This is a genomic window from Streptomyces inusitatus (assembly GCF_014651115.1).
GTDB classification, from domain to species: Bacteria; Actinomycetota; Actinomycetes; order Streptomycetales; family Streptomycetaceae; genus Streptomyces; species Streptomyces amakusaensis.
Genome location: NZ_BMWG01000001.1, coordinates 600,473 through 621,796, shown reverse-complemented (window position 1 = coordinate 621,796; position 21,324 = coordinate 600,473). Strand labels below are relative to the sequence as shown.

The following is a 21,324-nucleotide window of genomic DNA, read 5'->3' as shown; positions in this document are numbered from 1 at the left end:
GTAGAGGGCTTGGCAGTGGGGATCATAGGCCATCGGTCAAACGATCAACAGCATTCCGCGCAGGGGGATGACGGGCAGACATCCGGTCGGTTTCGCCCCGCCGCCGGTAGCGAGACAGGACCAGGACGGGAAGGGCCGCGCGGACCATGAGTCACGGCACTACGGGCGGTAACTGGTCACGGCATCTCGCGGACCGGCGGGGCGGCCTGACGCGATGCCGATGAAGCGCTGCCGGAATCTCATGGAAAGGGCTGGCCGAGGCCATGATCGAGCCGTCGAAGCGGTCGATGATTCTCGACATCATCGACTATCCGGGCCGCCGTCCGGAGGCACACATCGCCGATCTGAAACTGGAGTCCGAGGGGTTCGGCACGCACTATCCGCTGGCCCGGGGCGCTCGGACCGGCGCCGCCGCGGTGGCTCGCGCGGAGAGCCTGTTCGCCGCCCGGCCGCACCAGGACGGTGGCGTGGCCGCCGTCCTGGGTTACTGCGCGGCGAGCGGATTGTCCGCTTATTACGCGGAGATCGCCGCCGGTGAGACGGGGGAACCACCGCTCCTGATCTGCTTCGACCCCAGTCCGTGCACCGTCGACGACATCCAGGACTGCTATCTGACCGCGTATCGGCAGATCGAGGAGGACGCCCCCGGTGCGGCACCGTCCCCGGTGGACACGACCGCCCTCGTGGACCGGCCCGATCTGCTCATCGAGACCGTTCGGGAAGACCTCGTCCGCCGTATGGTCCGCACGCTGGCCGCCGACGGGGTGACCGACGACGCCGTCGCCGAGCTCGTCGCCCAGACCGTCGACGGCACACACATCTCCTGGATCAGATATCTGCTGGCGTGCCGCGACGCCCGTCCCTCCGCCCGGGGGGGACGCACCCTGAAGGTGGTCTCCCGCGGTCATACCGGTGGGCCGGAGTGGCTCGACGGCGGCGATGTTCTGACCGTGCGCGTCGACTGCGACCGGGCCGGTCTTCTCCGGCACCCCGACACCAGGTCCGCCGTCCTCGGTTTCCTCCGTGGAGGCGGCACAAGTGACTGAAACGGATTCGCCCGCGGCAGGTGTGAAGGGCCTGCGCAGAGTGGCCGTCGTCTACGACCTGGGTGCCGCCGGCGTCATAGACATCGTGACCGCCTTCGAGGAATTCGCGGTGCCGATCTTCATCTGCCCCGACTCCGGGCACGAGGAGTACCCCACCGATCTCATGGCGGACTTCGGCGTGCTCTGCGACATCCGGGGGATGGATTTCTCCGACTCCGTCGAGCGCGTACGCGAGCTGGCCCCCGAAGGGATCGTGACGTACAGCGACTATCAGCTGGAGTTGACGTCCCGGCTGGCGGCGGACCTCGGTCTGCCCTTCCACACCCCGGCCGTGGTCCAAGCCCTGACCCGCAAGTCCGTGCAACGCCGGCTGCTCAACGCCTGCGGAGCGTCGGACGTCTCCGGCGAGCCCGTCACCGACCGGCGGTCGTTGCTCGACGCGTTCGCCCGGTCCGGAGGGCCGGCGGTGCTGAAGCCGGACATCGGAACCGGTAGCCGCAGCACCTATCGGATCGAGACCGTGCACGACGCCGAACGCGCCTCCGGAGAGGTCTTTCCGGACGGTGCGGGAGCAGGCGCGCACGAGCCGTTCGTCCTTGAGGCGGAGATCGCCTCGTCGCACTCGGAGAACCCCTGGGCCGACTATGTCTCGGTCGACTCCGCCGTCTTCCACGACCGGATCGAGCACCTGGCGGTCATCGGGAAGTTCCCGATGGCCAAGCCGTATCGGGAGACGGGGTCGTTCTTTCCCGCGAATCTGTCGGCACGGAGCGCGGCCGAGGTGGCATCAGTGGTGTCCGGGGCCATTCGAGGACTGGGCATCCGCCTGGGGGTCTGTCACACCGAAGTGAAGCTCTCCCCCGACGGACCTCAGGTCATCGAGGTCAACGGGCGTCTGGGCGGACGGGTGAACGAGCTGGTCCGGCAGACGGGCGGTCCCAGCATGGTCGGGATCGCGGCGCGACTCGCCCTCTGCGAAACGGAGACACCCGCCGCGGTGGACGGCTGGGATCCCAGCCGTATCGCCTTCTTGTATGCGAAAGCCCCGCCGCCCGAGGCGAAACGCCTGCTGACGCTGCACGGAGTGGAGCAGCTTCGGGAAAGGGCCGAGATCTCGCGAGTGTCCGCCGAGTACGAGGAGGGTGACACCCTCGACTGGCGTCGGGGCAGACAAGGAAACATTTATGTGTGCTACGGAGAAGTCGGCACGCATGGGGAGCTGTTCCAACTGGTGTCGGACATCGACCGAACCGTCTCGTTGACCTTCGAGAACTGAGTGAATTCCGACGACAGGAGCAGCGCCGTGCTCAGCCGTTGCCCGTATGCGCACGCAGCGGACATCCAACCCGATCCCTGTGCGGATTATCTGGCCCTGAAGGAAGCTCCGGCTGTTCACAAGGACGAAGTCCTGGGGGTTTGGTTCATCACCGGTGCCGAAGAGGTCGCCGAACTGATCCGGCACCCCTCTCTCTCATCCGCCTGGCCGGAACGCGGCCGTACCGTGCTGCATGACTCGGCCGCCGTCGGGGAGACGGGCGGCCGGACGTCCGACACGGTTCGCCGCTGGTTCATGTTCAACGACGGCGCGCGCCACAAGGCCCTGCGAGGCCTGGTCGCACCGCTCTTCTCCGCAGGCCGGCTGGCCCGGCTGCGGCCGTTCGTCGAAGAGCAGGCCGATGCTCTGCTCGGCGTCCGGTCCGGCGTCGTCGACGTCATGGCCGATCTGGCGGTCCCCCTGTCCAGCAGGGTGATCTGCCGGGTACTGGGTCTTCCCGCCGAGATCGCCCCACGGCTGGAGGTCTGGTCCCACGACATCGCCGCGCTGCTTGTCTCCGACTACCTCCCCGAGGTCTCCCGTCGAGGCCACCTGGCACTGGGCGAGATCCAGGACGCGGTCGACGCGGCTCTGGGCGATCCCGGCATCCCGCCCGACAGCGCTCTGGCCCTGCTGAGGAGAGCCCAGGAGGAGGACGGGGTCGACGAGGCCGACATCACGGCTGTGGCGAGCCTCGTCGTCTACGCGGGCTTCGAGACCACGTCGACATTCATCGGCAAGGCGGTGCGTTCGGTCCTGCACGCGGACGCATGGCGGGAGCTGAGGACCGGGGGCTCGGTGACGGCTGTCGAAGAGCTGCTCAGGTTTGACACATCGGTGCGGCAGATAGCCCGGGTCGCCACAGAACCCATCGCCGTCGACGGGCAGCGCATCGAAGCCGGCGACCTTGTGCTGCTCATGCTGGGGGCCGCGAATCGAGACCCTTCGGCATTCGCCGACCCCGAACATCTTCGGCTGGACCGAAAGATCAAGAAACATCTGGCATTCGGTTACGGGCAGCACTACTGCCTGGGGGCCGGACTGGCACGAATGGAAGTTCAGATCCTTCTTGAACGTATGTCCGCCAGATGGCAGGACGTGAAGCTGGTGGCACCCCCCACCACCAGGCTGCATTTTGGAATTCCGGTGCTGGAACGCCTTGAACTGGAAGTGTCATGACCCATCGAGTTGACGACCTCACGGCAGAACACCTGGCAGAGCCTGCGGCGGAGAATACTGTATGGCGTCTGATGGAGCGGTTGGCCCGGAGCATCCCCGATGCGCCGGCCATTGAATGCGGAAAGGAGAAGCTGACTTTCAGGGAGCTGTGGGACGCCTCCTCGGACGTGGCGGCACGGGTGAGGAGCACGGCGTTCTGTGTCCCCGGCGGGCTGGTGGCCTCTCTCTTTCCCCGCGGGGTACCGGGAGTGGTGGCTCAACTCGGAATCTGGCGGGCCGGTTGCGCCTACCTTCCGCTGGACCCGTCCCTGCCCGACCGGCGGATCCACTCGATCCTCTCCGATGCCGGGCCACAGAGTGTTCTCTCGGCTCCCGATCTGTCTTGGAGGGTTCCGGATCGGGCCGGCACGGAGATGTCCCTTCCGGGCGTCTTGAACGCCGGGGCCGGTGAATCCGGCGGCATGGACGACTCTCTCGCCTATGTGATCTACACCTCCGGTTCCACCGGCACGCCCAAGGGGGTCGAAGTCGGGCACCGGAGTCTGGTGAACCTGCTCGACTGGCACCGCCGGAGCTATGGCACGGGGCCCGGGGTCAGGGTCGGTGCTGTCGCCGGTCTGGGATTCGACGCCTCGGTGTGGGAGGTGTGGTCGACCCTCGCGAACGGGGCCACCCTGGTGCTTCCCGACGGCGACCTCGATACGGCCGATGTGGTCGCGATCGCCGACTATCTGAGCACCGGCTCCATCGAACAGTGCTTCCTCAGCACGCCCCTGGCGGAGCAGTTCTTCGCCCTGGACGGGATTCCGGCCTCGTTGAAGCTCCTGACGACCGGCGGCGACCGGCTGCGTCTGTACCCGCCCGCCGACTTTCCGGCCGCGGTCTTCAACCACTACGGACCGACTGAATCGACGGTGGTCACGACCGCCGGAGGCGACCTGCGACATGCCCGCCGCACCGGCCTTCCCGCCATCGGCAGTCCGATCACGAACGCCGCTGTGCGGCTGATCGATGCCGCCGGGCAGGTCATCAGCAGGCCGGGCGAGAAGGGCGAACTGTGTGTGGGCGGCGACGTTCTCGCATTCGGATACCGCCACGACCAGAGGATGACCGCTCAGCGTTTCGTGCGCGACGCGGACGGCTCCATGCGCTATCGCACCGGTGATGTCTGCCAGTGGAACGACGCCGGCGAACTTGAGTTCATCGAGCGCCGCGACAGCCAGATCAGTCTGCGGGGCTACCGGGTCGAACTCGCTGAGATCGAGCGTGCGGTGCTGGACACGGCCGGTGTCGAGCAGTCGGCGGCGACAGTCGTCCCCGGCCCCGACGGCGACCAGTCCCTGCTGCTCTTCTACTGCGGAGAAGCGGAAGAGGACGGCGTTCGCACCGCCCTGGGCCACCGGCTCCCGGCCTACATGGTGCCTACCGAGATTCACCACGTCGAAAGGATTCCCTTGAACGCGAACGGAAAGATCGACCGCGGCGCGCTGCCCCTCCCGGCTTCCCCGGCTTCCCCGGCTTCCCCGGCGTCCCCGGCTCCGCCGGTTGCCTCGGCTGTCCGGACTTCCCGGGGCGCCTCGTGCGCCGACGAGGGAGCACCGGGGACGACCGCGGACCGTATGGCGGAGATCTGGGCCCAGTACCTCGGACATCACCCCGGCGCCCAGGACGACTTCTTCGCCATCGGCGGCCATTCCATCAGGGCCGCCAGGGTGACTGCCGAAGTCCGTAAGCAGTTCGACGTGTCCATTCCCCTTGGTGCGATCTTCAGCCACCCGGTTCTGACCGACTACGCGAGCCGCGTGGACGACTTGGTGCGAGAAGGGGCCTAGCCTCATGCGGACCATCTGGGACGTCGTCCACGAACAGGCGCGGAAAGCCCCTGAGGCCATCGCTGCCGTCGGCGCGCACTCGTACTCGTACCGCGAAGTGATGGAGCGCGCCGCCGACCTCTCTGTGATCATCGGCCGCGGGGCGCCCCGGGGTTCGCTGGTGGCACTCGACACCGACAGCCCGGTCAGCGGCGCCGTCGCGATGCTCGCCGCGGCGCGGGCCGGTTGCGCGGTGCTCCCGGTGAACCGGCAGAGTCCCCCGGAGCACCGGAACAGGATCCTGTCGGACGCCCGGCCCTCGCTGCTGATCGGTGCGGGTGCGGGTGCGGGTGCGGGTGCGGAGTGCGAGTTCGATGTCGCGGAGCTGGGGTACGACGCCGAGGACGCGCTGCACGACGTGGCCTATGTGATCTACACCTCCGGCTCAACCGGTGCGCCCAAGGGCGTCATGGTCGGCCATGAGGCCCTGCTCGACCGGCTCTCCGGCCTCGCACACACCCCTGGACTGAATTCCGGGGAATCCATGGTCGCGATGACGGCGCTCTCCTTCGACATCTCCATGGCCGAGATGCTCCTGCCCCTCACCGTCGGCGCCCGGCTCATCGCGGCGCCCGGCGACGCCCGGCTCGATCCGGATGTGTTCGTCGACTTCCTGGACACGCACGCCCCGGATGTGGTGCAGGCGACACCGAGCTTCTGGCGGCTGGTGACCACGGGTACCTGGAACGGAGCGGGCGGAAGCCGGGTCTGGTGCGGCGGCGAGGCGCTGAGCCCGGCCCTGGCGCGCCAGCTCGTGCCCGCCTGCAAGGAACTGTGGAACCTCTACGGCCCCACCGAAGCCACCATCTGGGCCACTGCGGCCAAGATCGATACCGATGACACGATCACGCTGGGGTCGCCGCTCCCGGGCAGCTTCGTCTGCCTGGACAACGAGGGCAATGAGGGCCGGGAGGATTCCGGCGAAGGCGAGATCCTGCTCTACGGTGCCGGGCTCGCGAAGGGTTACTTCCGAAGCCCGCTGCTGACGAGCGAAAGGTTCTGCCACCGCCAGACACCGCACGGCCGAGTGCTTGCCTACCGCACCGGCGACAGGGCGCGCCGGCGGGCCGACGGATCCCTGGTGTTCCTCGGCCGAACGGATGGGCAGATCAAGCTGCGCGGTCACCGGATCGAGCTGGGAGAGATCGAGGCTGTCCTGGAGGAACACCCCAAGGTCTCCCAGGCGGTGGCTCTTCTGCGCGACGGCGATCGCCCGAGCCGGGCCTTCATCGCGGCGTATGTGGTCGCGGAGCAGGCGAGTGAGCCGGAGATCAAGAGCTGGATGCGGGACCGGCTGCCGCACAGCCACTCTCCCGCCCGTATCTCCGTCCTTCCGTCCCTCCCCCGAACGACTGCCGGAAAGGTCGACCGTGTCGCCCTGGCCGGAAGTGAACCGATCTAACCGGGAGAACTCTTCCATGACTCGCCTCGTGCTGCCGGAAGGAATGCGCCGGGAGGCCATCCTTGAAGCGTGGTCGCAGACCCTGGAGCTGGATTCCGTGCGAGAAGAAGAGAATTTCTTCGACGCGGGCGGAAATTCGATGCTGCTTGTTCAGCTTCAGCGTGCGCTCACAGAGCGGCTGGGATTCAAGGTCCCACTTCAGGATATATTTCATCATCCGACTGTGACGGCGCTGGCCTCACGGGTCGAGGAAATTATTCCTGCGCCGGTTCCGGGTGGGCGACAGAAATTCAATCTCTACTGTCTGCCTTACGCCGGATGCTCCGCCCGTGTCTACGACGGCTGGAAATCCGTCGCCCCGGAGTTCCTCAACGTCATACCGGTCGAGTTGCCGGGCCGGGGCTCCCGCTGCATGGACAGGCCGCTCTCCGGCCTGCGCGAGCTGCTGGACGACCTCTCGGCGGCGATTGACACCAGTGGTTCCCCCTATGGCCTGTTCGGCCACAGCTTCGGCGCGATCCTGGCCTATGAACTCGGTAAGAGGCTGGTCTCGGACGGTCTGCCGGGGCCCAGCTCTCTTGTGGTGTCCGCCTGTAGGCCGCCTCATCTGGCAACGCCCGAGACGCCGGTTTTCGACCGCCCCGACCATGAGTTCCGTAATCGACTGCGAGAGTTGCGCGGAACCCCGCCCGAGCTTCTGGCGAACGATGAGCTGATGGAGATCTATATTCCAGTGATCCGGGCCGACTATTCCATACTGGACAATTATCGTCCATATGGAAAAGCTGATATAGGCTGCCCTGTTCTCGCCCTCCACGGCAGTGCCGACCCCGATGCCGGCGAAACCATCATGAAACAGTGGCGTGCATATACCGGGTCCTCATTCTCGGCCCATGAGATTTCCGGTGACCATTTCTTTCTCCACTCCGCGGAAGAGGAAATCGTGAGTCGTGTCGCCGCGCACCTGACGGCGGTGCCGGGTCCGGCGGCGAGTCGCTGACGCCGCGTCCCTCGCTCTGCGGGGCAGCCGTGGCGCTGCTTCCGGCCCGGGCGGTCGCACGACCTTCGTCGTGGCGGCGGGGGACGAAAGTGGGCGGCCGGGCGCGCAGACGGCCGCCTAGGGTGCCGACGTGAAGGTCTCATCGAGAGTTCTGGCCGGGATACGCGCGGGCTGGGCGTGGCTGGGCGCGCCGGAGCCGTGGTCGCCGCATCAGGGGGCGCCCGCGATGCCCCGGCGCGGGATGGGCGTGGAGCTGGTGCTCGCGCTGGTGCTGGCGCTGCTGGTGGTCGGTGTCGAGGAGCTGATCGAGGGCGGGACGCTGCGGCTCCTCGGCGTCGGCACCGCCGCGGCGGTGCTCTCGCTGCTGCGCCGTCGGCTGCCCGTGCCGGTGCTGCTGGTCACCACCGCGCTCTCCGTGGAGGTCGTCGGGCTGATCCTGCTGGAGATGGTGGTCGGATGGTCGGCGGGCCGCCGGATCGCGGGCGCGCGCCGGGCGCTGGCGGCGTTCACCGGCGCGTATGTCGTCTTCATGGGCACGGTGGCGCTGACCAACTGGTCCGAGGTGCAGCAGGCCGTCGAGACGGCGCTGCTGCTCACGCTCGCCTTTCTGGCGACGACCGTCATACCGGGGCTGTCCAGCCGGCACTGGAGCCAGCGGCAGACCCTGCTGCACGCCTTGCAGGAGCGCAACGCCCAGCTGCTGTGGGAGCGCCAGATGGTCGCGGGGCAGGCACGGCTCGTGGAGCGGCAGCGGATCGCCCAGGACATGCACGACAGCCTGGGGCATCAGCTGGCGCTGATCGCCGTGCACACCGGGGCGCTGGAGGTCGATCCCGAGCTGACCGGCCGGCAGCGGGAGGCGGTCGGGGTGCTGCGGAACGCCTCGGTGACCGCCATGCACGAGCTGCGCGAAGTCGTCGGGATCCTGCGGGACGGGGTCGCGGGGACGCCCGCCCCGGTGGAGGAGACGGGCCGGGCCGCGCGGGGCACCGCGGGCGTCGGGGAGCTGGTGGAGGCCGCGCGGGCGGCCGGCAACACGGTGGAGCTGCGGCGCAGCGGTGAGGTGCGGCCCCTGGCCGCGGCGGCCGATCACGCCGCGTACAGGATTGTGCAGGAGGCGCTGACCAATGCCTATAAGCACGCTCCCGGCGCCCCGATAGCGGTGGAGCTGCGGTACGAGCCGGATTCCCTGGTCGCCGAGATCGTCAGCGGTCCGGCGACGGCCGCCGCCGGGGACGCGGTCAGCGGTGGCCAGGGGCTGACCGGGCTGCGCGAGCGGGCCCGGCTGGTCGGCGGCATGGTGCACGCGGGGCCGACCCCGGGCGGCGGGTTCCGGGTGGCCGGGGTGTTGCCGTACGGGGTGGTGGAGGCGTCGCCGCTGGTGGCGGAGGAGGACCTTCCCGGGGCCTTTCCCGGGGCGTCGCCGAACGCCGTGCACGAGGGCGGGCCGCGGGCCATGGACTGGAGTGTCCAGGGGTGGGCGGCGCCGGGCGGTCCGGCCGGGCTGCCCGCACCGCCGTCGGGCCGGCCGCGTCCGAGGCTGAGCGGTCTCGGGCTGGGCTGCGGCATCGCCATGGTGGCGTTGGCGCTGCTGGCCGCGGCTGCCGTCGGCGGGGTGGTGTTCCTGATGGACTCGATGGACGAGGGCATGATCGACCGGGCCGAGTACGACCAGGTGACGGTCGGGGAGAGCGAGGAGTCGGTGCGCGGCCGGCTGCCGAGCGGGGAGACCGTCGTGACGACCGGGCTGACCGGCAAGGGCCCGAAGCGGCCGCCGGACTCCAGCTGTCTGGTGCTGATGTCCTCGGAGAGCTCGGAGAGCTATGAGGAGGAGCCGGTGTTCCGGTTCTGCTTCCGGGACGGGGTGCTGGTGGAGAAGAAGGCGTACGACGTCGTCCGGTAGGCCCGGACCGGGTCGCCGGGTCGCCGGGTCGCCGGGTTGCCGGGTTGTCGGGTCGCCGGGCGGTCCCGGGGGCCGGTGGTGCAGTCTTGGGGCACGGTCGGCCGGGTCTCGCACGGCCGTCGGGACCGCGGACGGGACGAGCCCGCCGGTGTACAGGGGCGGGTGTGAGGGTGGACATGACGGGTGCGCCGATTCGGGTCGTCATCGCCGACGACGAGCCGTTGATCAGGGCCGGGATCCGGATGATCCTCACCTCGGACCGGCAGATCGAGGTGGTCGCCGAGGCGTCGAACGGGCGCGAGGCGATCGAGCTGGTGCGCGCGCACGGCGCCGATGTGGTGCTGCTGGACATCCAGATGCCCGTGATGGACGGGCTCACGGCCATGGCGGAGCTGCGCAGGGCGGTCCCCTCGGCGCGGGTCGTCATCCTCACGACCTTCGGTGAGCGGGACAATGTGCTGCGGGCGCTGGAGTCCGGCGGCGCGGGTTTCCTGCTGAAGGACACCGCCCCCGCGGAGCTGATAGGCGCGGTCCGGGCGGCCGCCGTCGGCGACGCCTATCTCTCGCCCGCCGCCACCCGGCATGTGGTGGACCAGCTGGCCTCCGGGCGGTCCATGGCCCGCAACGAGCAGGCGAGGACCCTGGTGTCCCAGCTCAGCACCCGGGAGCTGGATGTGCTCTCACTGCTGGGCGAGGGGCTCTCCAACGCCGACGCGGGCAGGCGGCTCCATATGAGCGAGGCCACTGTGAAGACCTACGTCAGCCGGATCCTGGCGAAGCTGGAGTGCGAGAACCGGGTGCAGGCCGCGCTGCTGGCGCGGGACGCGGGCCTGGGCGGCTGAGCGTCCCCTGTTTCACGTGAAACAGGGGCGGCCGGGGCGGTAGGCCCCTGCTGCCGAGCCCGTCGCGCGGGTACGGTCTGGGCCAAAGCCGGTGAACCGGTGAACAGGTACACGACGACGGGGGAGGCCGCACATCATGAGCGAGGCCCAGACGGAGCGGGAACAGCGGACGGAACGCATTCCGGTGGTGCCGGGCTTCGCCCGCCGTCGGGACGGCGACGCCGGGGCCGCGATGAAGGAACGGGGCAAGGCGCTGCGGAGCCGGATCCCCCGGGCCTCGCACGACTCCCTGGTGCGCTCGGTGAACCGCCCCGGAGCGGCCGAGGCCGTCGAGGAGTCCAGCCGCGGCCGGGTGCCGGGGCTGACGCCGATACGGGTGGGCAGGATGGCCGCCTCGCCGTTCGCCTTTCTGCGCGGCTCGGCCGGTCTGATGGCCCACGACCTGGTGGGCACCCCCGTCACCGGGGTGCGTGCCCAGATCTGCGGTGACGCCCATGCCGCCAACTTCGGCCTCTACGGCGACGCCCGGGGCCGGCTGGTCATCGACCTCAACGACTTCGACGAGACCGCCGTCGGCCCGTGGGAGTGGGACGTCAAGCGGCTCGCGGCCTCGCTGGTGCTCGCGGGGCGGGCGGCGGGCGCGGACGAGAACGTCTGCCGGGCCGCCGCCTTCGACGCCATGGGGGCCTACCGGCGCACCATGCGGCTGCTGGCGCGACTGCCCGCCCTGGACGCCTGGAACGCGATCGCGGACGAGGAGCTGGTCTCCCACACCGACGCGCGCGATCTGCTCGGCACCCTGGAACGCGTCTCGGAGAAGGCCCGCAACAACACCAGCGCGCGTTTCGCCGCCAAGGCCACCGAGATCTTCTCCGACGGCCTGGGCGAGCGGCGGCGCTTCGTGGACGCGCCCCCGGTGCTGCGCCGGGTGCCCGACGGGGAGGCGGCCGCCGTCGCCGCCTCGCTGGAGGAGTATCTGGGCACGGTGTCGGAGGACCGTCTGCCGCTGCTGGCCCGCTACGAGATCCACGATGTGGCGTTCCGGCTGGTGGGCACGGGAAGCGTCGGCAACCGCTCCTATGTGGTGCTGCTGCTCGACCACCGGGGCGATCCGCTGGTGCTCCAAGTGAAGGAGGCGCGCGCCTCGGCGCTGCTGCCGCATCTGGCGGCGTCCGGCTTCCCGGCCCCGGAGGCGGCCCACGAGGGCCGCCGGGTGGTGCTGGGGCAGAAGCGGATGCAGGTGGTCAGCGACATTCTGCTCGGCTGGACCACGGTCGGCGGCCGGCCCTTCCAGGTGCGGCAGTTCCGCAACCGCAAGGGCAGTGTGGATCCGGCGGCGCTCACGCCCGGACAGCTCGACGACTACGGCCGGATGACCGGTGCGCTGCTGGCCCGCGCCCACTCCCACAGCGCCGACCCGAGGATCATCGCCGGCTACTGCGGAAAGAGCGAGGAGCTGGACGCGGCCCTGGCCCGTTTCGCGGTGGTGTACGCGGACCGTACGGAGGCGGATCACGCCGATCTGCTGCGGGCGGTCAAGACCGGCCGTACCGCCGCCGAGCTGGGGGTGTGACGGCGGGTCGCGCCGCGCCCGTAGGCTGAGCGGGTGACCCAGGATGCGCCCGGCGGGCCGACGCCCCGGAACGACGAAGAACAGCACACGGCCCAGCGGCCGGAGGCCCGGCTGGAAGCGGCGGTGCGTGCGGCGGAGCAGGCGCTGATCGAGTTCGAGATCGCGCTGGAGACGTTCCGGGTGGAGGTCGAGAACTTCTCCCGGCTGCATCACCAGAAGCTCGGCCCGATGTACGCGCGGCTGGACGAGCTGGACGCCCGGATCGCCGAGGCCGTCGCCGAGCGCAGCGGTGACCCGGAGGACCGGCGCAGGGCCCAGGAGGCGCGGGCGGCCGTGCTGCCCATGCCGGGGGTCGACGAGCTGTTCCACGGCTGGATGGACTCCGAGGGGCTGCCGCCCGAGGCGGCCGCGATGCTGAGCGGCCAGTCCGTGCGCCCGCCCGAGCGGGTGCGGCCCAGCGAGGAGGCCCGCAAGCGCTACCGGGAGCTGGTCCGCAAGGCGCACCCGGATCTGGCGCAGGACGATACGGAGCGGCAGCGGCGTGAGGAGTTCATCACCCGGGTGAACGCCGCCTACGCCCTCGGCGACGCCGAGACACTGCGTGAGCTGGCCGAGGAGTGGGACGCCGGGCCGGTGCCCGACGAGCACCGGTTCAGCGAGGCCGAGGAGCTGTACGCCCGGCTGGAGTGGCTCTCCCAGCGCAAGGAGCTGCTGGCCGCCGTCGCCAAGGAGCTGGAGGAGAGCGCCATCGGGGCGATGATGCTGCTGGCCCCCGACGACCCGGACCGGCTGCTGGAGGAGATCGCCGAGCAGCTGCTCGCCCAGGTCGCCGAACGGGAGAAGGAACTCTCCGGACTGGTGGAGTAGGTTTTCCGGGGCTGCCCGGCCGGAGTGACGCGGCGGCCCGCCGGACGAGATGGCCGCGCGGAACCGCGCGGACGTGTACCCACGAAAGAAGGCATGACCCATGAACTTCGCCCCGCTGCCCTCGGTGGACGCCGCGGCGGTGCCGTCCGACGGTCTGGTGCTGGACGTCCGAGAGAACGACGAGTGGGCCGCCGGGCATGTCGAGGGCGCGCTGCATGTCCCGATGAGCGATTTCGTGGCCCGTTTCGGCGAGGTGACCGAGGCGGTGGCGGACGGCCGCCGGGCCCATGTGATGTGCCGGGTGGGCGGCCGCTCCGCGCAGGTCACGCAGTATCTGGTGCAGCAGGGGATCGACGCGGTGAACATCGAGGGCGGGATGCTGGCCTGGGAGGCCGCCCAGCGCCCGATGGTCGCCGAAGGCGGCGGTCAGGCCTTTGTCGCCTGAGCCGAACGGCAGGGCCTGGGAAGACACGGCCTAGCCGAGCGGCTGGGCGGCCAGCAGTTCTCCGAGGGCCTCCTCGTGGGCGGCGGCCGGGCCGAGGGAGAGCTCCAGCTGCTTGGCCCAGGCGTGGTAGCGGTGGAGCGGATAGTCGGTGTCGGCTCCCAGCCCGCCGTGCAGATGCTGGGCGGTCCGCACCACCCGGCGCACCCCCTTCGACGCCCAGATCTTCGCCACGGCCACATCGGCGGCCACCGGCAGCGGCCCGCCGACCCCGGCCTCGTCCCGGGCCGGGGTCAGCCGCCAGGCGGCCTGCCACAGGGTCGCCGCCATCGCCCGCAGATCGATGTAGCGGTCGGCCGTCTGCACGGCGACCGCCTGGAAGGTCGCCACCGGGTGGCCGAACTGCTCGCGCCCGGCGGTGTACTCGCTGGTCATCGCGAGCACCCGCTCGCCCAGGCCCAGCGCCCTGGCGCAGGTCCCGGTGATCAGCAGCAGCCGCAGCCACTCCCACGCGCCCCCGTCGTCGACGCGCTCATGGGCCCGGACCCGTACGGAGTCGAGGCGTACCTCCGCGTACCGCTCCCCGTTGGTGGAGACCTGGTCGGCGAAGGAGAGCCCGGCGCGGTCCCCGGGGACCAGGGCCAGCACGGCGCGGCCGTCGCCCAGCCGCGCGGGCACGGCGATCAGATCCGCCGACCGGGCCCAGACCACGCCCGTCTGCACCCCGTCGAGCAGCCAGTCCTCCGACCCGGCGGCCGGGCGGGCCGTGACGGAGTCCTCGGCCGGGTCGTGGCCGGTGCGGCCCTCGGCCGCCACGGTGACCACCAGCTCGCCGCGGCCGATCCGGGGCAGCAGCGCGGCCCGGAGTCCGTCCCCGCCGTAGCGCTCCACCGTCATGGCGACCGCGCAGCTCTCCAGCAGCGGCACCCGGGCCAGCACCGCGGCCGACTCGCGCAGCACCAGACAGAGCGCCACGGCGTCCAGCCCCGCTCCTCCGTACTCCGGTGACACCACCAGACTCAGCAGATCGGCGCGCGCGAGCCGGGCCCACAGCGGCCGGTCGAAGTCCTCGGCCACCGCACCCGGTGTGAGCGCCGGGCTCGGCACCCCGTCGGGCGCGACCCCCGCGAAGACCGATCTGGCCGCCTCGACGGCCGCCCGCTGCTCCTCGGTGAAGGTGAAATCCATGATCTGTCCTCCCACACGCCCGCCGGTGCGCGCCGAACCCGCACCGGAGCGGGTTCGGCTGACGGGCGGTCAAGGTAGAGCAGATCAGCGGAGATGAACACAGCCGTGATGAATTCGCTTCAGCGGTCGAAGTCCAACGCCACCTCGGGGGTGGCCGGGTGGGACTGGCAGGCCAGCACATAGCCGGCCTCGGTCTCCTCGGGCTCCAGCGCGAAGTTGCGGTCCATCCGCACCTCGCCCGAGACCAGGAAGGCCCGGCAGGTGCCGCAGACGCCGCCCTTGCAGGCGTACGGCGCGTCGGAGCGGGCGCGCAGCACCGTCTCCAGCAGGGAGTCCCCCTCTCGTACGGGCCAGGTGCCGGAGCGGCCGTCGAGGGTCGCCGTCAGGATGGCACGGGCGGGTGCGGTCGCGGGTGCGGGCGGCGGTGCGGAGCCGTCGTCCACATGGAAGATCTCCTGGTGGATCCGGGCCCGGTCGACGCCGAGTCCGCGCAGGGCCCGGTCCGCGTGGCCGACCAGGCCGAGGGGGCCGCAGAGGAACCAGCCGTCGATGTCGGCGACCGGGAGCAGCCGGGGCAGCAGCCGGGTGAGCCGCTCGCCGTCCAGCCGCCCGGACGGCAGTCCCGACTGCCGCTCCTCCCGGGAGAGCGCGGTGACGAGCTGGAAGCGCTCGGGGTGGCGGTCCTTGAGGTCGGCGACCTCGTCCAGGAACATCGTGGACGCCGCGGTCCGGTCGCTCCGGATCAGACAGAACCGGGCGGCGGGCTCCCGGGCCAGCAGGGTGGCGGCCATCGACAGCACGGGGGTGATCCCGCTGCCGCCGACGATCGCGGCGAAGCGGCCCGGCCTCGGCTCCAGCCGGAAGCGGCCCATCGGGGCCATCGCCTCGACCGTGTCCCCGACCGCCAGTTCCTTGAGGGCGTAGGTCGAGAACGCGCCGCCGTCGACCAGCCGGATGCCGATCCGCAGTGCGGGCTCCGCGCCCGCCGGGGCGGCCGGGGAGCAGATCGAGTAGGTGCGCCGGATCTCCTGGCCCTCGGCCGTGCGGCGCAGGGTCAGATGCTGGCCGGGGGTGTGGCGGAAGGTCTCGCGCAGTTCGGGCGGCACCGCGAGGGCGACGGCCACCGCGTCGTCCGTGAGCCGTTCGACCGCGCTGACCCGGAGCGGATGGAACATCTACAACTCCTTGAAGTGGTCGAAGGGCTCACGGCAGGCGATACAGCGGCGCAGCGCCTTGCAGGCGGTGGAGGAGAACCTGCTCAGCAGCTCGGTCTCGGTGGATCCGCAGTTCGGGCAGCGCACCGAGAGGGCGAGCGGTACGGGGCCGTCCGAGGCGTGCGGCCGGGGCGGTGCTATCCCGAACTCGGCGAGCTTGCGCCGTCCTTCGGCGCTGATGTCATCCGTCGACCAGGCGGGGGAGAGGACGGTGACCACCGAGACCCCCGGCACTCCGTCCTCGTGGAGGAGACGCTCGATGTCGGCGGACATGGCCTCGATCGCCGGGCAGCCGGTGTAGGTCGGCGTCAGCTCCACCTCGACCCTGCCGGGCCCCAGCAGACGGACCGCGCGCAGCACGCCCAGCTCCGCCAGTGTCAGCACCGGGAGTTCGGGGTCGGGAACGGATCCGGCGATCTCCCGCAGCCGTGCCTCCAGCGCGGTGTCGTCCGTCGGCCGGCCGTCCGGCCGGGTGCCGGTCACCATGACGCCCCCGGGTGGCTGCGGTGGAGATGCTGCATCTCCGCGAGCATCCGGCCGAAGGGCTCGGTGTGCACGCCCTGGCGGCCCGCGCCGGCCGTCCACGCGCCGGTGCGGGGGCCGGAGGGGACGGTGAGCGTGGCCCGCTCCAGCACATCGGCGACCAGCTCCAGCCAGCTCGCCTCCAGCGCGGGCCAGTCCAGATCGAGGCCGGGGACGGGCTGGAACATCTCGCCGGTGAACTTCCACAGCGCCTCGCAGGCCCGCCCCATCCGCCCATGGCTTTCCTCGGTGCCGTCGCCCAGGCGCAGGGTCCACTGCTCGGCGTGGTCCTGGTGGTAGGCGACCTCCTTGACGGCCTTGGCCGCGAGCGGGGCGAACTCGCCGGATCCGGTGGCCAGCTCGCCGTACAGCAGGCGTTGGTACACCGAGAAGTAGAGCTGGCGGGCGATGGTGTGGGCGAAGTCGCCGTTGGGCTGCTCGACCAGCTGGAGGTTGCGGAAGGCGCGCTCCTCGCGGAGATAGGCCAGCTCGTCCTCGTCGCCGGCGAGGGAGAGCAGCACCCGTGCCTGCCCCAGCAGGTCCAGCGCGATGTTGGCGAGGGCGACCTCCTCCTCCAGCACGGGGGCGTGGCCCGCCCACTCCCCCAGCCGGTGCGAGAGCACCAGCGCGTCGTCGCCGAGGGCGAGCGCGGCGGCGGTGGCTTCGGCGGCGGTGGCGGTCACAGATGCTTCACCCCGTCCGGGATCTCGTAGAAGGTCGGATGGCGGTAGGGCTTGTCCGCGGACGGCTCGAAGAACGGGTCCTTCTCGTCCGGGGAGGAGGCGGTGACCGCGGACGAGGGCACGACCCAGAGGGACACGCCCTCGCCGCGCCGGGTGTAGAGATCGCGCGCGTTGCGCAGGGCCATCTCGGCGTCCGGGGCGTGCAGGCTGCCCGCGTGGGTGTGGGACAGTCCGCGCCGCGAGCGGACGAAGACCTCCCACAGGGGCCAGTCGGTCGAGCCGCTCATGCCGTCGCCTCCTGGGGTGCGCCGTGTCCGGTCCGGGCGGGGGGTGTCGTCCGGTGCTTCTCCGCGTGGGCCGCGGCGGCTTCCCGTACCCAGGCGCCCTCCTCGTGGGCCCTGCGCCGCTGGGTCAGCCGCTCCTCGTTGCACGGCCCGTTTCCCTTCAGGACCTCCTGGAACTCGGTCCAGTCGATCGGGCCGAAGTCGTGGTGGCCCCGCTCCTCGTTCCACCGGATCTCGGGGTCGGGGAGGGTCAGGCCCAGCGCCCGGGCCTGGGGGACGCAGATGTCCACGAAGCGCCTGCGCAGCTCGTCGTTGGAGTGGCGCTTGATCTTCCAGGCCATGGACTGGGCGGAATGGGACGACTCGTCGTCCGGGGGGCCGAACATCATCAGGGAGGGCCACCACCAGCGGTCCACCGCGTCCTGGGCCATCTCGTGCTGGGCGGGGGTGCCCCGGGAGAGGGCGAGCAGCAGCTCGAAGCCCTGGCGCTGGTGGAAGGACTCCTCCTTGCAGATCCGGACCATCGCGCGGGCGTAGGGGCCGTAGGAGCAGCGGCAGAGCGGCACCTGATTGGTGATCGCCGCGCCGTCGACCAGCCAGCCGATCGCGCCGACGTCGGCCCAGGTCAGCGTGGGGTAGTTGAAGATCGACGAGTAGCGCTGGCGGCCGGCGTGGAGCTTGTCGAGCAGCTCCTCGCGGCTGGTGCCCAAGGTCTCCGCCGCGCTGTACAGATACAGCCCGTGACCTGCTTCGTCCTGGACCTTGGCCATGAGGATCGCCTTGCGGCGCAGCGAGGGGGCTCTGGTGATCCAGTTCGCCTCGGGCTGCATGCCGATGATCTCCGAGTGGGCGTGCTGGGCCATCTGGCGGACCAGCGTCGCCCGGTACGCCTCCGGCATCCAGTCACGCGGCTCGATGCGCTCGTCGGCGGCGACGGCGGCGTCGAACACCGCCTCGTACCGCTCCGCCGTGTCCGCGGTCATCGCCGTCATCGCCGTCATCGCCGTCATCGAAGCCCCCTACCGACCGATCGTTCGGTTCGTCGACTTCAATGGTCGGTCGATGGCCCTTAAGGTGTCAACCCTGTGGACAACCAGGTGGTCCTACGGTGATCGGGGCGGGATGGGCTCGTACGAGAACGAGAGCGTCGAGGGCACCGGCGCTCCGCGGTCCCCATCAGTGGACGGCCGACCGCCCGGGGTCCTGCCGCACCCTCCTGAGCAGCGGAAACCCTGGCCCGAAGCCATACTCGCGACGCCCGCCCCCCAGAACGCAGACGGCGACGGCGGCGGCGCGGGTGCGGGCGGCGCGGCGGGCCCGTCCACCGGAATCATGGCGCTCTCACCCGCCTACCGGGCGGTCGCGGGCGTCTCGCTCGCCCTCATCGCCTGTGTGGCCTGCGTCCACATCGCCATGGTCTTCCTCCATGTCGCGCCCTCCAACACGGTGACCAAACGCCACGGCGAGACGATCGGCGCGTGGATCTACCCCGAGTTCGAGCAGAACTGGAAGCTCTTCGCGCCCAACCCGCTCCAGCAGAACATCGCCGTACAGGTGAAGGCCGAGATCCGAACCCATGAGGGGGGCCGGGAGACCACCGGCTGGATCGATCTCACCGCACAGGACGCCGAGGCGATACGCGGCAATCCGCTGCCCAGCCACATACATCAGAACGAACTCCGCCGGGGCTGGGACTTCTTCACCAACGCCCACGACGCCAAGGGCCGCGCGACCGGGCCGCGCGGCCGGCTCTCCGAGAGCTATGTGCGCCGGATCGCGATGCTCCGCCTCGACCGGCAGGATCTCGGCGGCTCGGTGGAGCGGATCAGGATGAGGTCGCTGACCACCACGGTCAAGGCCCCGCCGTGGAGCGAGGAGAAGACCGACACCCGGCCCGTAGAGCGGCTGCTGCCCTGGTGGACCGTGACCCCCGCCGACCGGCCCGGCGAGGAGAACGAAGAACCCGCCCGGCGGCCGGAGGCACGCCGATGACCGCGACCGCGCCCCGCGAGGGCCGGGTCGCCGCCGCCGTGCAGCGGATCACCGCCACGGCGCTCGGCCCGTACCAGTCCGCCATAGTCCGGATCGGCTTCGGCGGCGTCTGGCTCCTCTTCCTCCTGCGCGAGCTGCCCCACCGCCATGAGCTGTACGGGCCCCGGGGGCCGTGGAGCTGGGAGCTGGGGCGGGATCTGATCTCCGGCAACGACGCCTTCACCGTGCTCATGTGGACCGACAGCGGGCTCTGGTTCGAGGTCGTCTACGCCCTCGCGGTGCTGGCCGCCGCCCTGCTGATGCTCGGCTGGCGGACCCGCGCCATGTCCGCGCTGTTCATGGTCGGGGTGCTGTCGCTCCAGAACCGCTCGATCTTCATGGGCGACGGCGGCGACAACGTCATCCATCTGATGGCGATCTATCTGGTCCTCACCCGCTGCTCCCAGGTCTGGTCGCTGGACGCGTGGCTCGCGGAGCACCGACGGGCGCGGACGGCCGGGAACCCGCCGACCGGATCACCGGCCGGACCCCCGACCGGATCACCGGCCGGACCGCCGTTGGACCGGGTCGGTCCGGTCCTGTGGGGTGTGCTCGGATTCCTGCTCCTCACCGGCACCTTCCTGAACAGGACCGGCTGGCAGATCCTGCTGCTCCTGTGGGCGGTGTGGCTGGTGCTCGGAGTGTGGTGGGCGGTGAGCCGTTATTCGCCGCGCGGCCAGCCGCATCTGCTGATGGACTCCCTCGCCAACGTCCTCCACAACGCCACCCTTGTGGTGATCATGGCGGAGGTCTGTCTGATCTACGCCACGGCGGGCTGGTACAAGGTCCAGGGCTCGCGCTGGCAGGACGGCACCGCGCTCTACTACCCGCTCCAGCTCGACTACTTCACGCCCTGGCCCGCCCTCTCCGATCTGCTCGCCCACGACGGGGTGATGGTGATGGCGCTGACGTACGGCACCGTCATCGTGCAGGTCGCGTTCCCGTTCACGCTCTTCAACCGGCGGGTGAAGAACGTCCTGCTGGTGGTCATGATCCTGGAGCACGCGGCGATCGCCGTGGTGCTCGGGCTGCCGTTCTTCTCGCTGGCGATGATCGCGGCCGACGCGGTCTTCCTGCCCACCTCCTTCCTCCGCCGGCTCGGCGCGCTGACGGTCCGGGGGCGCGACCGGCTGTGGGCGCTGACCGGTGGGAGAGAGCGCGCGCCGGCGTCGTAGCCTGAGGCGATGAGCGACGACGACGCCGTCAAGGCGGCAGAGCGATGGCGCGAGGCCGCACCCGGCGCGGTGCTGCTCGACGGCTTCCATGCGCTGAAGCACGCCCTCCGTTTCGGTGCGGAGGTACGGTGCGCGATCACCAGCGACAGGGCGGCCGTGCTGGAACTCGCCGAGGGGCTGGCCCCCGACGTCACCGCCCGCCTCGGCGATCTTGTCACCGAGGTCCCCCCGGAGACACTGCGGGAGCTGCTCCCCCGGGTCCACCCCACGAAGGTCGCCGCGCTGGCCGCCCGGCCCGGGCGCGACGCGAACACGGAGACCATGGCGAAGCTGCCCCGGCGGGCGCCGATCGTCGTCCTGGACAATCCGCGCAACCTCGGGAATGTGGGCGCGGTGGTCCGGCTCGCCGCCGGATTCGGCGCGACCGGCGTGATCACCACCGGGGAGCTGGACCCCTGGCACCCCAACGCCGTCCGGGCGGGCGCGGGACTCCACTACGCCACCGCCGTCGAGCGGCTGCCCGCCGACGCCTTCCCGCCGGGGCCGCTGTATGTCCTGGACCCGGAGGGGGACGACATCAGATCCGTCCCCCTGCCCGATGACGCGCTGCTCGTGTTCGGGTCCGAGCGCCACGGCGTCTCGGCGGAGCTGCGCGGCCGGGCGACCCGGCTGCTGTCGCTCCCCATGCGGCCCCAGGTCTCCAGCTACAACCTGGCCACCAGCGTCGCCATGGCCCTCTTCCACTGGGGAGGAAGCCCCGAGCCCCAGCCCGAGCCCGGTCCCTGAC

The 21,324-nt window shown here is 70.8% G+C and carries 20 protein-coding genes; 14 read left to right on the top strand and 6 right to left on the bottom strand.

The genetic code is table 11. The features are described from left to right. Positions 1 to 263 precede the first annotated feature (263 nt). The 11 genes from IE247_RS02800 (at position 264) to IE247_RS02750 (ending at position 13,443) form a co-directional block, all read left to right on the top strand. Complete coding sequence (locus tag IE247_RS02800; RefSeq protein ID WP_190121197.1) at positions 264 to 1,046, top strand: hypothetical protein; 783 nt, start codon at positions 264 to 266, stop codon at positions 1,044 to 1,046. Then, a complete protein-coding gene (locus IE247_RS02795; protein WP_190121196.1) occupies positions 1,039 to 2,322 on the top strand; it encodes an ATP-grasp domain-containing protein in 1,284 nt (427 codons plus the stop codon). Before IE247_RS02800 ends, IE247_RS02795 begins: the two co-directional genes overlap by 8 nt. Further along, positions 2,323 to 3,540: a cytochrome P450 gene (locus IE247_RS02790; RefSeq protein WP_229868515.1), complete on the top strand. Its 1,218-nt coding sequence runs from the start codon at positions 2,323 to 2,325 to the stop codon at positions 3,538 to 3,540. It abuts the gene before it with no gap. Further along, entirely contained in the window at positions 3,537 to 5,372 is a 1,836-nt protein-coding gene (locus tag IE247_RS02785; RefSeq protein WP_308433183.1) for a non-ribosomal peptide synthetase, read from the top strand. The genes IE247_RS02790 and IE247_RS02785 overlap by 4 nt, the downstream gene beginning before the upstream one ends. Positions 5,373 to 5,376: 4 nt before the next feature. Next, positions 5,377 to 6,813 (top strand): AMP-binding protein, encoded by a 1,437-nt coding sequence (locus IE247_RS02780; RefSeq protein WP_190121194.1) that lies wholly within the window; start codon positions 5,377 to 5,379, stop codon positions 6,811 to 6,813. A 16-nt stretch (positions 6,814 to 6,829) separates the two neighbouring features. Further along, entirely contained in the window at positions 6,830 to 7,813 is a 984-nt protein-coding gene (locus IE247_RS02775; RefSeq protein WP_190121193.1) for an alpha/beta fold hydrolase, read from the top strand. Between the two features lie 226 nt (positions 7,814 to 8,039). After that, positions 8,040 to 9,716 (top strand): sensor histidine kinase, encoded by a 1,677-nt coding sequence (locus IE247_RS02770; protein ID WP_373305496.1) that lies wholly within the window; start codon positions 8,040 to 8,042, stop codon positions 9,714 to 9,716. A gap of 176 nt (positions 9,717 to 9,892) precedes the next feature. Beyond that, positions 9,893 to 10,558: a response regulator gene (locus tag IE247_RS02765; protein WP_190121192.1), complete on the top strand. Its 666-nt coding sequence runs from the start codon at positions 9,893 to 9,895 to the stop codon at positions 10,556 to 10,558. A gap of 136 nt (positions 10,559 to 10,694) precedes the next feature. Beyond that, positions 10,695 to 12,131, top strand: coding sequence for a DUF2252 domain-containing protein (locus IE247_RS02760; RefSeq protein ID WP_190121191.1), 1,437 nt, complete (start codon positions 10,695 to 10,697; stop codon positions 12,129 to 12,131). A 33-nt stretch (positions 12,132 to 12,164) separates the two neighbouring features. Next, on the top strand, positions 12,165 to 12,998 hold the full coding sequence (locus IE247_RS02755; RefSeq protein ID WP_190121190.1) for a J domain-containing protein: 834 nt from the start codon (positions 12,165 to 12,167) through the stop codon (positions 12,996 to 12,998). 100 nt (positions 12,999 to 13,098) lie between these two features. Next, on the top strand, positions 13,099 to 13,443 hold the full coding sequence (locus IE247_RS02750) for a rhodanese-like domain-containing protein (RefSeq protein ID WP_190121189.1): 345 nt from the start codon (positions 13,099 to 13,101) through the stop codon (positions 13,441 to 13,443). Between the two features lie 30 nt (positions 13,444 to 13,473). Here IE247_RS02750 and IE247_RS02745 read toward each other — a convergent pair whose 3' ends face one another. The 6 genes from IE247_RS02745 to paaA form a co-directional block, all read right to left on the bottom strand. Beyond that, positions 13,474 to 14,628, bottom strand: coding sequence for an acyl-CoA dehydrogenase family protein (locus IE247_RS02745; protein ID WP_190121188.1), 1,155 nt, complete (start codon positions 14,626 to 14,628; stop codon positions 13,474 to 13,476). Positions 14,629 to 14,747: 119 nt separating this feature from the next. Then, positions 14,748 to 15,803, bottom strand: coding sequence for a 2Fe-2S iron-sulfur cluster-binding protein (locus IE247_RS02740; protein WP_190121187.1), 1,056 nt, complete (start codon positions 15,801 to 15,803; stop codon positions 14,748 to 14,750). After that, positions 15,804 to 16,328: a 1,2-phenylacetyl-CoA epoxidase subunit PaaD gene (gene paaD, locus IE247_RS02735; RefSeq protein ID WP_190121186.1), complete on the bottom strand. Its 525-nt coding sequence runs from the start codon at positions 16,326 to 16,328 to the stop codon at positions 15,804 to 15,806. Next, positions 16,322 to 17,047, bottom strand: coding sequence for a 1,2-phenylacetyl-CoA epoxidase subunit PaaC (gene paaC / locus IE247_RS02730; RefSeq protein ID WP_190121185.1), 726 nt, complete (start codon positions 17,045 to 17,047; stop codon positions 16,322 to 16,324). The genes paaD and paaC overlap by 7 nt, the downstream gene beginning before the upstream one ends. After that, positions 17,044 to 17,334, bottom strand: a complete 291-nt coding sequence (gene paaB / locus IE247_RS02725; protein WP_190121184.1) for a 1,2-phenylacetyl-CoA epoxidase subunit PaaB — start codon at positions 17,332 to 17,334, stop codon at positions 17,044 to 17,046. Before paaB ends, paaC begins: the two co-directional genes overlap by 4 nt. After that, positions 17,331 to 18,341 (bottom strand): 1,2-phenylacetyl-CoA epoxidase subunit PaaA, encoded by a 1,011-nt coding sequence (gene paaA / locus IE247_RS02720; RefSeq protein ID WP_190121183.1) that lies wholly within the window; start codon positions 18,339 to 18,341, stop codon positions 17,331 to 17,333. The genes paaB and paaA overlap by 4 nt, the downstream gene beginning before the upstream one ends. 112 nt (positions 18,342 to 18,453) lie before the next feature. Here paaA and IE247_RS02715 point away from each other — a divergent pair, with 112 nt between their 5' ends. The 3 genes from IE247_RS02715 to IE247_RS02705 are packed head-to-tail and all read left to right on the top strand — an operon-like array spanning position 18,454 to position 21,323. Next, positions 18,454 to 19,323 (top strand): DUF5819 family protein, encoded by an 870-nt coding sequence (locus tag IE247_RS02715; protein WP_229868512.1) that lies wholly within the window; start codon positions 18,454 to 18,456, stop codon positions 19,321 to 19,323. Then, positions 19,320 to 20,537: an HTTM domain-containing protein gene (locus IE247_RS02710; protein WP_229868510.1), complete on the top strand. Its 1,218-nt coding sequence runs from the start codon at positions 19,320 to 19,322 to the stop codon at positions 20,535 to 20,537. The genes IE247_RS02715 and IE247_RS02710 overlap by 4 nt, the downstream gene beginning before the upstream one ends. 9 nt (positions 20,538 to 20,546) lie before the next feature. After that, positions 20,547 to 21,323, top strand: a complete 777-nt coding sequence (locus IE247_RS02705) for a TrmH family RNA methyltransferase (protein ID WP_190121181.1) — start codon at positions 20,547 to 20,549, stop codon at positions 21,321 to 21,323. The last annotated feature ends 1 nt before the right edge of the window (position 21,324 follow it).